The 14,091-nt window shown below is 67.9% G+C and carries 14 protein-coding genes; 11 read left to right on the top strand and 3 right to left on the bottom strand.

Features of this window, described 5'->3' with window-relative positions:
• Positions 1–59: 59 nt before the first annotated feature.
• The 5 genes from QZM72_RS13120 (at position 60) to QZM72_RS13100 (ending at position 4,780) form a co-directional block, all read left to right on the top strand.
• A complete protein-coding gene (locus tag QZM72_RS13120) occupies positions 60–989 on the top strand; it encodes a 3-keto-5-aminohexanoate cleavage protein (protein WP_301738309.1) in 930 nt (309 codons plus the stop codon).
• Positions 990–1,078: 89 nt separating this feature from the next.
• Entirely contained in the window at positions 1,079–2,044 is a 966-nt protein-coding gene (locus tag QZM72_RS13115) for an L-carnitine dehydrogenase (protein WP_301738308.1), read from the top strand.
• Between the two features lie 10 nt (positions 2,045–2,054).
• Positions 2,055–2,543, top strand: a complete 489-nt coding sequence (locus QZM72_RS13110) for a thioesterase family protein (protein ID WP_301738307.1) — start codon at positions 2,055–2,057, stop codon at positions 2,541–2,543.
• A gap of 57 nt (positions 2,544–2,600) precedes the next feature.
• On the top strand, positions 2,601–3,557 hold the full coding sequence (locus QZM72_RS13105) for an alpha/beta hydrolase (RefSeq protein ID WP_089470380.1): 957 nt from the start codon (positions 2,601–2,603) through the stop codon (positions 3,555–3,557).
• Positions 3,558–3,580: 23 nt separating this feature from the next.
• Positions 3,581–4,780, top strand: coding sequence for a TauD/TfdA family dioxygenase (locus QZM72_RS13100; protein WP_089470379.1), 1,200 nt, complete (start codon positions 3,581–3,583; stop codon positions 4,778–4,780).
• Positions 4,781–4,972: 192 nt separating this feature from the next.
• Here the strand turns inward: QZM72_RS13100 and QZM72_RS13095 are convergent, their stop codons facing one another.
• The 3 genes from QZM72_RS13095 to QZM72_RS13085 form a co-directional block, all read right to left on the bottom strand.
• On the bottom strand, positions 4,973–5,272 hold the full coding sequence (locus QZM72_RS13095; RefSeq protein WP_050012329.1) for a DUF4148 domain-containing protein: 300 nt from the start codon (positions 5,270–5,272) through the stop codon (positions 4,973–4,975).
• 213 nt (positions 5,273–5,485) lie between these two features.
• Positions 5,486–6,472, bottom strand: coding sequence for an oxidoreductase (locus QZM72_RS13090; RefSeq protein ID WP_089470636.1), 987 nt, complete (start codon positions 6,470–6,472; stop codon positions 5,486–5,488).
• A gap of 166 nt (positions 6,473–6,638) precedes the next feature.
• The gene (locus tag QZM72_RS13085) at positions 6,639–6,929 is read right to left on the bottom strand and encodes a DUF3331 domain-containing protein (RefSeq protein ID WP_011547132.1); all 291 of its coding nucleotides are present in this window, start codon (positions 6,927–6,929) and stop codon (positions 6,639–6,641) included.
• 667 nt (positions 6,930–7,596) lie between these two features.
• Between QZM72_RS13085 and QZM72_RS13080 the strand changes: the two genes are divergently transcribed.
• The 6 genes from QZM72_RS13080 to QZM72_RS13055 all read left to right on the top strand — a co-directional run bounded on the left by QZM72_RS13080 (position 7,597) and on the right by QZM72_RS13055 (position 14,026).
• Positions 7,597–8,361, top strand: a complete 765-nt coding sequence (locus QZM72_RS13080) for an SDR family oxidoreductase (RefSeq protein ID WP_089470378.1) — start codon at positions 7,597–7,599, stop codon at positions 8,359–8,361.
• 43 nt (positions 8,362–8,404) lie between these two features.
• Entirely contained in the window at positions 8,405–9,247 is an 843-nt protein-coding gene (locus QZM72_RS13075) for an ureidoglycolate lyase (RefSeq protein ID WP_089470377.1), read from the top strand.
• A gap of 23 nt (positions 9,248–9,270) precedes the next feature.
• On the top strand, positions 9,271–10,548 hold the full coding sequence (locus QZM72_RS13070) for an L-fuconate dehydratase (protein ID WP_089470376.1): 1,278 nt from the start codon (positions 9,271–9,273) through the stop codon (positions 10,546–10,548).
• Positions 10,549–10,627: 79 nt separating this feature from the next.
• Positions 10,628–11,404 carry an SDR family oxidoreductase gene (locus QZM72_RS13065; protein WP_301738306.1) on the top strand — a complete coding sequence of 259 codons (777 nt, stop codon included), beginning with the start codon at positions 10,628–10,630 and terminating at the stop codon, positions 11,402–11,404.
• A 12-nt stretch (positions 11,405–11,416) separates the two neighbouring features.
• A complete protein-coding gene (locus QZM72_RS13060) occupies positions 11,417–12,961 on the top strand; it encodes a sugar ABC transporter ATP-binding protein (RefSeq protein WP_301738305.1) in 1,545 nt (514 codons plus the stop codon).
• Positions 12,962–12,988: 27 nt separating this feature from the next.
• The gene (locus QZM72_RS13055) at positions 12,989–14,026 is read left to right on the top strand and encodes an ABC transporter permease (protein WP_089470373.1); all 1,038 of its coding nucleotides are present in this window, start codon (positions 12,989–12,991) and stop codon (positions 14,024–14,026) included.
• Positions 14,027–14,091 lie beyond the last annotated feature (65 nt).

The following is a 14,091-nucleotide window of genomic DNA, read 5'->3' as shown; positions in this document are numbered from 1 at the left end:
GCCCGCGTCCATACGCGATCAGCAATGCGGCACAACCCGAATCGAGCGAGGCATCCAGCATGAATCACGAAGTCATCATCACCTGCGCGGTCACCGGCGCGGGCGATACGGTCGGCAAGCATCCGGCGATTCCGGTCACGCCGAAGGAGATCGCGGCCGCCGCGATCGAAGCCGCGAAGGCCGGCGCGACGGTTGCCCACTGCCACGTGCGCGATCCGCGGACGGGGCGCGGCAGCCGCGACCCGAACCTGTATCGCGAAGTGGTCGATCGCATCCGCTCGGCCGACGTCGACGTGATCATCAACCTGACGGCCGGCATGGGCGGCGATCTCGAGATCGGCCCGGGCGAGGACCCGATGCGTTTCGGCAAGGGTACGGATCTCGTCGGCGGCCTCACGCGCCTCGCGCACGTCGAGGAGTTGTTGCCCGAGATCTGCACGCTCGACTGCGGCACGCTGAATTTCGGCGACGGCGACTACATCTACGTGTCGACGCCCGCGCAGTTGCGCGCCGGCGCGAAACGCATCCAGGAACTCGGCGTGAAGCCGGAACTGGAGATCTTCGATACGGGCCATCTGTGGTTCGCGAAGCAGTTGCTGAAGGAAGGGCTGCTCGACGATCCGCCGCTGTTCCAGCTGTGCCTCGGCATCCCGTGGGGCGCGCCGGCCGATACCGGCACGATGAAGGCGATGGTGGACAACCTGCCGCCGGGCGCGCACTGGGCCGGCTTCGGGATCGGCCGCATGCAGATGCCGATGGTCGCGCAGGCGATGCTGCTCGGCGGTCACGTGCGCGTGGGCCTCGAAGACAACATCTGGCTCGACCGCGGCGTGCATGCGACCAACGGCACGCTCGTCGAGCGTGCCCGCGAGATCGTCGAACGGCTCGGCGCCCGCGTGCTGACGCCGGCCGAAGGCCGCCGCAAGCTCGGCCTGCCGGCGCGCGGCGAACGTCCGCTCGAACGTCGTGCGCTCGCCGAATTCGCGTGAGTTTTTCCCAGACTGACTGACATGACATGGCGGCCTGCGTCCATGCACGGCCGCCCACCGATTTCCCCTGAATTGAAGGATGCGTTGACATGGCTGTGAAGACCGACATCAAGACGTTTGCCGCCATCGGCACCGGCGTGATCGGCAGCGGATGGATTGCCCGCGCGCTCGCGCACGGTCTCGACGTGGTCGTGTGGGACCCGGCGCCGGGTGCGGAAGCGCGGCTGCGCGCGAACGTCGCGAACGCATGGCCCGCGCTCGAACGCGTCGGCCTCGCGCCGGGCGCCGATCCCGCGCGGCTGCGGTTCGTGTCGACGATCGAGGCGTGCGTCGCCGACGCCGATTTCATCCAGGAAAGCGCGCCCGAGCGCGAGGCGCTGAAGCTCGAACTGCACGAGCAGATCAGCCGCGCGGCGAAGCCCGACGCGATCATCGCGTCGTCGACGTCGGGGCTGCTGCCGACCGATTTCTACGCGCGGGCCACGCATCCGGAGCGCTGCGTGGTCGGCCACCCGTTCAACCCCGTCTACCTGCTGCCGCTCGTCGAAGTGCTCGGCGGCGCGCGCACGTCGCCGGAAGCGGTCGAAGGCGCGATGGAGGTCTATCGCAAGCTCGGCATGCGGCCGCTGCACGTGCGCAAGGAAGTGCCGGGTTTCATCGCCGATCGTCTGCTCGAAGCGTTGTGGCGCGAGGCGCTGCATCTGGTCAACGAAGGCGTCGCGACGACCGGCGAGATCGACGATGCGATCCGCTTCGGCGCGGGCATCCGCTGGTCGTTCATGGGTACGTTCCTGACCTACACGCTGGCCGGCGGCGACGCGGGCATGCGACACTTCATGCAGCAATTCGGCCCGGCGCTCGAACTGCCGTGGACGAAGCTGGTCGCGCCGACGTTGACCGACGCGCTGATCGACAGCGTCGTCGAAGGCACGACCGAACAGCAGGGCACGCGCAGCATCAAGGAGCTCGAACGCTATCGCGACGAGTGCATCACCGAGGTGCTGAAATCGATCGCCGCGGTGAAGGCGCGGCACGGGATGCGATTCGAGGAATAAAGGACAGGCGATGACGGGCGAGACCCCGCTGACGATTTACCGCGACGTGGTGCGGCCCGAATGGGTCGACTACAACGGCCACCTGCGCGATGCGTTCTACCTGCTGATCTTCAGCTTCGCGACCGATGCGCTGCTGGATCGCATCGGTCTCGACGACGCCACGCGTCGGGAGCGGGGGCGCTCGGTCTACACGCTCGAAGCGCACGTGAACTACCTGCACGAGATCAAGGAAGGCACGCCGGTGCGCGTCGATGCGCGCGTGCTCGCGCACGACGCGAAGCGGCTGCACCTGTATCTCGAACTGTTCGCCGGCGGGCATGACGACGCGGTATCGGCGAGCGAGCAGATGCTGCTGCACGTCGATACGCGCGACGGCGCGAAATCGGCGCCGTTCGACGACGACGTGGCAGCACGCGTGGCCGAACTGCATGCGTTGCAGCGCGATTGCGCGGCGCCTGCTTATGCCGGCCGCGTGATCGGGTTGCCGCCGCGCCGCTAGCGGCGCGCTTCACTTCACGAACTTCGATTTTCGATCTTCGACCGCGGAGGGCACACGATGCTCGAACCGGAAATCGCGGCGTTCGTCGCGGCCGTCGACGCGTGGTATCCGGCCGATGCGGCGGCGCGTTCGCCCGACGAGCAGCGCCGCCTGTACGACCGCTTCGCGGCCGAATGGACGCCGGCCGTGCTGCCGTCAGGCATCGTGCAGCAGGACGCCGTGTGGCGTGCACCGGCCGGCCACGCGATCGCGCTGCGCCGCCATGCGTCCGCGCACGGCACGCCGCGCGGCACGGTGCTGTTTTTTCATGGCGGCGGTTTCGTCGTCGGCTCGCTCGACAGCCATGCGCTGATCACCGCGCAACTGGCGGCCGATACGGGCCTCGACGTGATCGCGGTCGACTATCGGCTGGCGCCCGAACACCGCGCGCCGGCCGCGCTCGAGGATTGCCTGGAAATCACGCGTGCCGCGCGCGACGCACGCTGGCCGTTCGGGCCATGCGTGCATCCGTTGACGCTCGCGGGCGACAGCGCGGGCGGGATGCTCGCGGCGGCGGTGGCGACCGCGCTGCGCGATGCTGGCGAAGGGAGCGTGGACGGCATCGCGCTCGTTTATCCGATGCTCGGTTTCGAACCGCAACCGCCCGCGCGCGAAACGGAAGCGCACGCGCCGATGCTGACGCTCGACGACGTGCATCGCTATCGCGCGCTGTACTGGGGCGGTGATGTGTCCGACCTGCTGCGAAACGGCAACCCGTTGTTGCGCGCATCGGTGCCGCTCGAAGCCGGGCGTTTTGACGGCTTGCCGCCGGTGCTCGCGATCGGCGCGGAACACGATCCGCTGCGCGACGATGCGCGCGTGTACGTCGAACGGATTCGCGCGGCGGGCGGCGTCGCGCACGCCTGGATGGGAGAGGGGCTGGTGCACGGCTGCTGGCGCGCGTTCGGAACGAGCCCGCAGGCTGCACGGATGCACCGGATGGTCGGCAGGTTCTTGCTCGCACCGCACGCGTAGCGGGCGTTTTCCGGGAGGCAACGATGCAGGCGGCAGCGCAACACCGTATCGAGGACTGGCGGACGTTTTCGGCCGACGCGGCGATCGCGGCGGCGACGATTGGCGAGGGCACGGTGGAGGTCGAGTGGAGCGACGCGCGACGATCGCCGTTCCATTTCGACTGGCTGCGCGACAACTGCGCCTGTTCCGCGTGCGTGCATGCGATCACGCGCGAACAGGTGTTCGAGATCGCCGATGCGCGCGAGGATTTGTCCGCGCTCACCGTGCACGTCGAGACCGACGGCGCGCTGCATGTGGAATGGAACGACGGACACCGCAGCGCGTGGTCGCTGGGCTGGTTGCGTGCGCATGCCTACGACGACGCGTCGCGTGCCGAGCGCGTGGCCGCGCACGGGAGGCACGTATGGACCGGCGACGATCCGACGGCGATCGGCGTGTTCGCGTGGCGCGACGTGATGGAGGACGACCGCGCGTTGCTCGCATGGCTCGGTGCATTGCAGAGCACGGGGCTCACGCTGATCGAAGGCGTGCCGGCCGAGCGCGGCCGCGTCGACGAGGTCGCACGCCGGGTCGGCCTGATCCGAGAAAGTAATTTCGGTGTGCTGTTCGACGTCGAATCGAAGCCGCGTCCGGACAGCAATGCGTATACATCGCTGAATCTTCCGCCACACACCGACCTGCCGACGCGCGAATTGCAGCCGGGCGTGCAGTTCCTGCATTGCCTCGCGAACGACGCGACCGGCGGCGACAGTATCTTCCTCGACGGCTTCGCGCTCGCGGATGCGCTGCGGCGCGAACATCCGGATGATTTCGAGCAGCTTGCCTCGACGCCGTTCGAGTTCTGGAACAAGAGCGCGAATAGCGACTACCGCTGTTCGGCGCCGGTGATCGGGCGCGATGCGCGCGGCAACGTGACGGAAGTGCGCGTCGCGAACTTCCTGCGCGGGCCGCTCGACGCGCCGGCCGGCTCGGTCGCGGCCGTCTATCGCGCGTACCGGCGGTTCCTCGCGCTCGCGCGCGAGCCGCGCTTTCGCGTGCAGCGCCGGCTGCGGGCGGGCGACATGTGGGCGTTCGACAACCGGCGCGTGCTGCATGCGCGCACCGAGTTCGACCCGTCGACGGGCCGCCGGCACTTGCAGGGCTGTTACGTCGATCGCGACGAATTGCTGTCGCGGTGGCGCGTGCTGTCGCGGGCAACGCCGGCCGCGGTCGCGGCACGCTGATCGACACACACGGCACGTTCACGCACACCTCGCCGGGAAAAAGCACCCGGACGCGAGGCGTCCGGGCGAAGCCACCCGCTGCCGGGCGGCGGAGGTATGCGTTTCACAAAACAGACGAGCCCCGCGAAGGGGCTCGTCAGGACTGCGTGACTTCATCGCGCGATGCGCGGCGCCCGCCGGGGGCGCATCGGCTTACTGGCCGAAGAAGATCGAGTCGCGTGCGTTCGACGAAGCGGCTGCCGGTGCGCCCGAGTGGACGAGCGGAGCCGGTTGTGCGCCGTAGCCGCTGGTGTCGGCGCCATGAACGCGCGCTTCGGCGCTCTGGATGTCGTTCGGGTAGTACGGGCTCGACACGCCCGGCTTGTAGCCGGCTTGTTCGAGCTGGACGAGTTCGTTGCGCACTTGAGCGCGCGTCACGGTGCTTTGAGCGAATGCGCCGAACGAAGCGGACAGGGCGGCAGCGGCAACGACTGCGGAAACGAGCGATTTCATGGTGACCTCCGGTGTTTTATTGAGTTCGCTCTCGACACCATGTCTTGAGCGATTGACCCAATCTTAGTCACCGGCGTGCTGAGGGTAAACGCTGATTTTGACGATAAATTGTTTCCTGGCCGGTAACAGTGCGGCGGCGAATCAGCCTTCAACAGGCTTTCTTTCGATCGGCGTAATAAGGATGAGGAATGTTGGATCGGCGCAGTGCGCGACTCAGCGCGCTTCGGCCGCCGTATCGAATGGCCGGCCCGGCGCGCGTCCGGCGGACGCGCCGGCGCTGAGGAAGCGCACGCCCGTCGCGGCTTCCGACGCTTCCCACAGCAGCGCCGCCGCCGCCACGCCGCGGGCCGCGCGCGGCACGCTCGCCGGTGCCGGCAGCCCGCGCGATTCGAACCAGCCGGACGGACCGATGTACGCGCCGCCGGCCAGATCGGGCGACGTCGCCGCATGAATCGCGGGCAGCGCGCCCTGGTCGGCCGGTTGCGCGAGATAACGGTTCGCGACGCGCATCAGCGCGGCGCGGCCGGGCGACCGGTCCATCGCCGGGCCCGCGAACTGCAGGTTGGTCGCCGCATAGCCGGGATGCGCGGCGACGCTGATGCCGGGGAACGCCGCGCGCGTGAAGCGGCGCTGCAACTCGATCGCGAACATGAGGTTCGCGAGCTTGCTGTCGCAATAGGCGAGATAACGGTTGTAGCGTTGCGCGGCGCGCAGGTCGTCCACGCGAATCCGGCCACCGCGGTTGAAGCCACTCGACATCGTGACGACGCGCGGCCGGTGCGCGGCGCGCAGCGCCGGCAGCAGATGGCCGGTCAGCGCGAAATGGCCGAGGTGGTTGGTGCCGAACTGCATCTCGAAGCCGTCGCGCGTGTGCCGCAGCGGCAGGAACATCACGCCGGCGTTGTTGCAGAGGATGTCGACGCGGCCGTGGCGTTCGCCGACGTCGGCCGCGAAGCGTGCGATCGACGCGAGATCGGCGAGGTCGAGCGGATCGACTTCGACGCGTGCATGAGGATGAAGCCGGCGGATCGCGTCGGCAGCCTGCGCGCCGCGGGAGGCGTCGCGGCAGCCCATCACGACCGTCGCGCCTTTCGCGGCCAGCGTTTCCGCGAGATGCCAGCCCAGGCCGCTGTTGGCGCCGGTCACGACCGCGACCTTGCCGCCCTGCGCCGGGACGTGGCGCGCGCTCCATGCATGCATGTCTGCCTCCATCGGCGCGGCCGGTCGGCCGCGGCATTTAATCGTTACATTGAGTGGTGTAACGATAGTGCGGGCGGACGGAGCAGACAAGCGGGAGAATTAGACCGGCGCTTCTAGGGCTGACGGATAGCGTGGCGCCGCAAGCCCGGGCGCACGGCCGGCGGTTTTATCTGCTGCCGGCCAGCGCGAGCACCTCGGCGGCGGAGATCATGGCGGCGGCGTTGGCGGGGGCCGGGCGCTCGGCCGGGCGGAACACTTCGTCGCCGCGGTGGATGACCTGGCGCGACAGCGCGCAGGTGCCGGTGCGCTGCGCGAAGCGGCGGCGCCAGCGCTGCTCCCCGTAATGACAGCGGCCCGGTTCGACCCAGCGGACGACGAGCAGCGTATCGGAACGTTCGAGGATTTCGACGTGGACGTCGGCGGGATCGAGCGCAGGCAGGGATTGGGAGGCCTTCATTTTGCCGTTTCCTAAAGCTCGTGCGGTTTCGGCCGTGGCAGTGGATGTCACTACCCGATGGCGAATCCGTAGCGGTTTCCATGAGTGGTGCGCTAAATGTAAGCGTCTGTGACCGGAAAAAACATCCTGTCCGGCTCGAATTACCTTTTGCCGATTTAGAAACAATCCGCGCTTATTTTCTTGGAAAACCAAAGACAAAAAGCCCCGGACAAGAAGCCCGGGGCGGAAAATCGGCCCGCGCACCGTGTCTGCTCGCCCAGTCACGGGATACATCGCCAGGGGGACGGAGGTGCCCGCAGAGATCCGGCGCGGGCGGGGAGGCGATGTACCGGAAGCGCGGTCCGGCAACGCCATGATGGCGTGCGCGACCCGTTGGCACCCTGACGCGAACATGACTTTTTTGTCAGTTTGGCGCGGCCGTCGTGTCGGACGTTGCTGAAGAATCGGCTGAAAGGCCCGCCGGTATTGGGTTTGAGCGGATCGCGGCGCAGCACTTCAACGCCGCTCGCGCGCTGCATTCGCGTGCGCCGCACGGATTGACCCGCCCTGGGTAAATACTGAATCCCAATTTCGTGACAAACGCCCGATCCCTTCCTATGATTGGTTGGACCTTTAGTCCTTTGTGCCAATCGGCCGACTGGCGGCCGGCTTTTCGGGAGACGTGCTCATGAGATTGCAGGGCAAACGCGCGCTGGTGACGGCGGCCGGGCAGGGCATCGGCCGTGCGACCGCGCTGCGGTTCGCGAGCGAGGGCGCCGACGTGCTGGCGACCGACATCAACGAAGCCGCGCTGGTGCGGCTCGAAGCCGACGCCGAGCGCGCGGGCGGCCGGCTGGCCACGCGGCGGCTCGACGTCACGGACGCGAACGACATCGCCGCGCTGGCCGCGAGCGAACGCGCGTTCGACGTGCTGTTCAACTGCGCGGGCTACGTGCATCACGGCTCGATCCTCGAGTGCGACGAAGACGCGTGGGCGTTCTCGCTGAACCTGAACGTCACGTCGATGTACCGGCTGATCCGCGCGCTGCTGCCCGCGATGCTCGAAGCCGGCGGCGCGTCGATCGTCAACATGGCGTCGGCCGCGTCGAGCGTGAAGGGTGTGCCGAACCGCTTCGTGTACGGCACCACCAAGGCAGCCGTGATCGGGCTGACCAAGGCGGTGGCCGCCGATTTCGTCGAGCGGGGTATCCGCTGCAACGCGATCTGCCCGGGCACGATCGAATCGCCGTCGCTGGAGCAGCGGATCGCCGACCAGGCGCGCACGCGCCACGTGTCCGCCGACGAGGTGCGCCAGGCGTTCGTCGCGCGCCAGCCGATCGGCCGCATCGGCAGCGCGGACGAAGTGGCCGCGCTCGCGCTGTACCTGGCGTCCGACGAAGCGTCGTTCACCACCGGCACGATTCACCTGATCGACGGCGGCTGGTCGAACTGACCGCGCCTTCCCATTCACTTCCCTTCTGCATTCAGACAACGCTATGAAACTGCTGAGATTTGGCGACAAACACCATGAAAAGCCGGGCCTGCTCGATGCGCACGGCCAGATTCGCGACCTGTCCGGCGTGATCGACGATATCGCCGGCGACGCGCTGACCCCCGCGTCGCTCGCGCGGCTGCGCGACATCCCGCCGTCGTCGCTGCCGCTCGTCGAAGGCACGCCGCGGCTCGGCGCGTGCGTCGGCCGCGTCGGCAAATTCATCTGCATCGGGCTCAACTATTCGGATCACGCGGCCGAATCGGGGATGGAGGTGCCGAAGGAGCCCGTCGTGTTCGGCAAGTGGACGAGCGCGATCTCGGGCCCGAACGACGACGTCGAGATCCCGCGCGGCTCGGAGAAAACCGACTGGGAAGTCGAACTCGGCGTGGTGATCGGCCAGGGCGGCCGCTATATCGACGAAGCCGATGCGCTATCGCACGTCGCCGGCTACTGCGTGGTGAACGACGTGTCGGAGCGCGAATACCAGCTCGAGCGCGGCGGCACGTGGGACAAGGGCAAGGGCAACGACACGTTCGGCCCGATCGGCCCGTGGCTGGTGACGGCCGACGAAGTGCCCGATCCGCACGCGCTGCGGCTGTGGCTGGAAGTGGACGGCCACCGCTACCAGAACGGCACGACCGCGACGATGGTGTTCCGCGTGCCGCACCTGATCAGCTACCTGAGCCGCTTCATGAGCCTGCAACCGGGCGACGTGATCTCGACCGGCACGCCGCCGGGCGTCGGCCTCGGGCAGAAGCCGCCCGTCTATCTGCGCGCCGGACAGGTGATCACGCTCGGCATCGACGGGCTCGGTGAGCAACGCCAGCGCACCGTGCAGGCCTGATTCCCTTCAACGGACGATTCGTCATGCCTATCATCCGATCGATGCGCGTCCTCGACGTGCGCTTTCCGACCTCGCGCCAGCTCGACGGCTCCGATGCGATGAACCCGGACCCCGATTATTCGGCGGCCTACGTCATCCTCGAAACCGATCGCGACGGGCTCGAAGGTCACGGGCTCACGTTCACCATCGGGCGCGGCAACGAAATCTGCTGCGCGGCGATCGACGCGATGCGCCACCTCGTCGTCGGCCTCGACCTCGACTGGATCCGCGAGGACATGGGCCGCTTCTGGCGGCACGTCACGTCGGACAGCCAGTTGCGCTGGATCGGCCCCGACAAGGGTGCGATCCACCTGGCGACGGGCGCCGTCGTCAATGCGGTGTGGGACCTGTGGGCGAAGGCCGTCGGCAAGCCGCTGTGGCGGCTCGTCGCCGACATGAGCCCGGAGGAACTGGTGCGGGCAATCGACTTCCGTTACCTGACCGATTGCCTGAGCCAGGACGAAGCGCTCGACCTGCTGCGCCGGCAGGCGCCCGGCAAGGCCGCGCGGATCGCCGCGCTGGAGCGCGACGGCTACCCGTGCTACACGACGTCGGCCGGCTGGCTCGGCTACAGCGACGACAAGCTGCGCCGGCTGTGCCGCGAGGCGGTCGAAGAAGGTTTCGAGTACGTCAAGCTGAAAGTCGGCGCGAACCTCGACGATGACATCCGCCGCGTGACGATCGCGCGCGAGGCGATCGGCCCCGACCGCAAGCTGATGATCGACGCGAACCAGGTATGGGAAGTCGGCGAGGCGATCGACTGGGTGCGCGCGCTCGCGTTCGCGCGGCCGTGGTTCATCGAGGAGCCGACGAGCCCCGACGACGTCGAAGGGCATCGCAAGATCCGCGAGGCGATCGCGCCGGTGCAGGTCGCGACCGGCGAGATGTGCCAGAACCGCGTGCTGTTCAAGCAGTTCATCGCGCGCGGCGCGATCGACGTCGTGCAGATCGACGCGTGCCGGCTCGGCGGCGTGAACGAGATTCTCGCGGTGATGCTGATGGCCGCGAAGTACGGGCTGCCGGTGTGCCCGCATGCGGGCGGCGTCGGGCTGTGCGAATACGTGCAGCACCTGTCGATGATCGACTACGTGTGCATTTCCGGCACGAAGGAGGGGCGCGTGACCGAGTACGTCGATCACCTGCACGAGCATTTCGTCGAACCGTGCGTGGTGCGCGGCGCCGCGTACATGCCGCCGACGGCGCCCGGTTTCTCGATCGAGATGAAGCCCGAATCGCTGGAGCAGTACCGGTTCCGCGGCTGACGCACGGCAACGCACGACGGCGTACCACGCGCGTCGTGCGCGCCGCGCGCGGCGGCAACATGAACGACGGAGACGCGAAGTGGATTTGAATCTGCAAGACAAGGTCGTGATCGTGACCGGCGGCGCGTCGGGCATTGGCGCCGCGATCTCGATGCGGCTGGCCGGCGAAGGCGCGATTCCGGTGGTGTTCGCGCGCCACGCGCCCGACGACGCGTTCTGGCGCGCACTCGCGCGGCAACAGCCGCGCGCCGCGTGCATCACTGTCGAACTGCAGGACGACGCGCAGTGCCGCGATGCGGTCGCGCAGACCCTCGCGCGCTTCGGACGCATCGACGGCCTCGTCAACAACGCGGGCATCAACGACGGCATCGGGCTCGACGCCGGGCGCGACGCGTTCGTCGCGTCGCTCGAGCGCAACCTGATCCACTACTACGTGATGGCGCATTACTGCGTGCCGCACCTGAAGGCGACGCGCGGCGCGATCGTCAACGTCTCGTCGAAGACGGCCGTCACCGGCCAGGGCAACACGAGCGGCTATTGCGCGTCGAAGGGCGCGCAGCTCGCGCTGACGCGCGAATGGGCGGTCGCGTTGCGTAACGACGGCGTGCGCGTGAACGCGGTGATTCCCGCCGAGGTGATGACGCCGCTCTACCAGAACTGGATCGCCGGCTTCGACGATCCGCAAGCGAAGATCGATGAAATCGCCGGCAAGGTGCCGCTTGGCCAACGCTTCACGACGGCCGACGAGATCGCCGACACGGCCGTGTTCCTGCTGTCGGATCGCGCGTCGCACACGACGGGCCAGTGGCTGTTCGTCGACGGCGGCTATACGCATCTCGATCGTGCGATCAGCTGAGGGCCGCGAGCCATGCAACCCGACCTGAACCCGAACACCGGCGCCGCGCCCGCGCTGATCGCGCTGACCGGCATCGGCAAGCGCTTTCCGGGCGTGCAGGCGCTCGACGATTGCCGCTTCGACCTGCGCAGCGGCGAAGTGCATGCGCTGATGGGCGAGAACGGCGCCGGCAAGTCGACGCTGATGAAGATTCTCGCGGGCGTCTACCAGCGCGACGGCGGCGAGATCCGGATGGACGGCCGCCCGGTGGAGATCGCCGATCCGCGTGCCGCGCAGGCGCTCGGCATCGGCATCATCCATCAGGAGCTGAACCTGATGAACCACCTGAGCGTCGCGCAGAACATCTTCATCGGCCGCGAGCCGCGCGGCCGCCTCGGCGTGTTCGTCGACGAAGACAAGTTGAACCGCGATGCGGCCGCGATCTTCCAGCGGATGCGGCTCGATCTCGATCCGCGCACGCCGGTCGGCCGGCTGACGGTCGCGAAGCAGCAGATGGTGGAGATCGCGAAGGCGCTGTCGTTCGATTCGCGCGTGCTGATCATGGACGAGCCGACCGCCGCGCTGAACAACGCGGAGATCGCCGAGCTGTTCCGCATCATCCGCGACCTGCGCGCGAACGGCGTCGGCATCGTCTACATCTCGCACAAGATGGACGAGCTGCGCCAGATCGCCGATCGCGTGACCGTGATGCGCGACGGCAAGTACGTCGCGACCGTGCCGATGGCGGATACGTCGATGGACACGATCATCTCGATGATGGTCGGCCGCCAGCTCGATACCGAAACTCGCACGCCGCCCGATACGTCCGCGAACGAGATTGCGCTCGAAGTGCGCGGCCTGTCGCGCGGCCGAGCGATCCGCGACGTCGGCTTCACGCTGCGGCGCGGCGAGATCCTCGGCTTCGCCGGGCTGATGGGCGCGGGCCGCACCGAGGTCGCGCGCGCGGTGTTCGGTGCGGACCCGGTCGATGCGGGCGAGATCCGCGTGAACGGCCGGGCCGTGACGATCCGCACGCCGGCCGATGCGGTGAAATTTGGCATCGGCTACCTGTCCGAGGATCGCAAGCACTTCGGGCTCGCGGTCGGGATGGACGTGCAGAACAACATCGCGCTGTCGAGCATGCGGCGCTTCGTGCGCCGCGGCCTGTTCCTCGATGCGCGCGGGATGCGCGACGCCGCGCAGTCGTACGTGCGGCAACTCGCGATCCGCACGCCGTCGGTCGCGCAGCCCGCGCGGCTGCTGTCCGGCGGCAACCAGCAGAAGATCGTGATCGCGAAATGGCTGCTGCGCGACTGCGACATCCTGTTCTTCGACGAGCCGACGCGCGGCATCGACGTCGGCGCGAAAAGCGAGATCTACAAGCTGCTCGATGCGCTCGCCGCCGACGGCAAGGCGATCGTGATGATCTCGTCGGAGCTGCCCGAGGTGCTGCGCATGAGCCACCGGATTCTCGTGATGTGCGAAGGCCGCGTGACCGGCGAATTGCGCGCGGCCGACGCCACGCAGGAAAAGATCATGCAGCTCGCGACGCAGCGCGAGTCGACCGTGTTGTCCTGATTGTCCCGATTCAGACGCCTAACGATCATGTCCAACGATACGCATCCCGTTCCGCCCCTTGCCACCGGCGACGCGCCGGCCGCCGCATCGAGCCTGAAGGCGCGCTTGTTCAACCCGGCCGCGCGGCAGAAGCTGCTCGCGTTCGCGAGCCTCGTGCTGCTGATCGTGTTCTTCAGCTTCGCGTCGTCGAACTTCCTCGACGTCGACAACCTCGTGTCGATCCTGCAGGCGACCGCCGTGAACGGCGTGCTGGCCGTCGCCTGCACGTACGTGATCATCACGTCCGGCATCGACCTGTCGGTCGGCACGCTGATGACGTTCTGCGCGGTGATGGCCGGCGTCGTGCTGACGAAGTGGGGGATGCCGCTACCGCTGGGCATCCTCGCCGCGCTGGTGTTCGGCGCGCTGTCCGGCTGCGTGTCGGGCTTCGTGATCGCGAAGATGAAGGTGCCGCCGTTCATCGCGACGCTCGGCATGATGATGCTGCTCAAGGGGCTGTCGCTCGTGATCTCGGGCACGCGGCCGATCTACTTCAACGACACGCCGGGCTTCACGTCGATCGCGCAGGATTCGCTGATCGGCAACCTGATTCCCGCGCTGCCGATTCCGAACGCGGTGCTGATCCTGTTCCTCGTCGCGATCGGCGCGTCGATCGTGCTGAACCGCACGATCTTCGGCCGCTACACGTTCGCGCTCGGCAGCAACGAGGAGGCGCTCAGGCTTTCCGGCGTGAACGTCGATGCGTGGAAGATCGCGGTCTACACGTTCAGCGGCGCGGTGTGCGGGATCGCCGGGCTGCTGATCGCGTCGCGGCTGAACTCGGCGCAGCCGGCGCTCGGGCAGGGCTACGAGCTCGATGCGATCGCGGCCGTCGTGATCGGCGGCACGTCGCTGTCGGGCGGCGCGGGCAGCATCGTCGGCACCATCATCGGCGCGTTCATCATGAGCGTGCTGACCAACGGCCTGCGCATCATGTCGGTCGCGCAGGAGTGGCAGACGGTCGTGACGGGCGTGATCATCATCCTCGCCGTCTACGTGGACATCCTGCGCCGGCGTCGCCGCTGACACATGCAGGCATGCGCTTCACCGCCGGTTTCGGCCGGCATTTCATTCGATACGAAAAAAGGAGA

Source organism: Burkholderia sp. AU45388 (genome assembly GCF_030481585.1).
Taxonomy (GTDB): Bacteria; Pseudomonadota; Gammaproteobacteria; order Burkholderiales; family Burkholderiaceae; genus Burkholderia; species Burkholderia sola.
The sequence above is the reverse complement of the archived record's forward strand: the minus strand, read 5'-3'. Positions and strand labels throughout refer to the sequence as shown.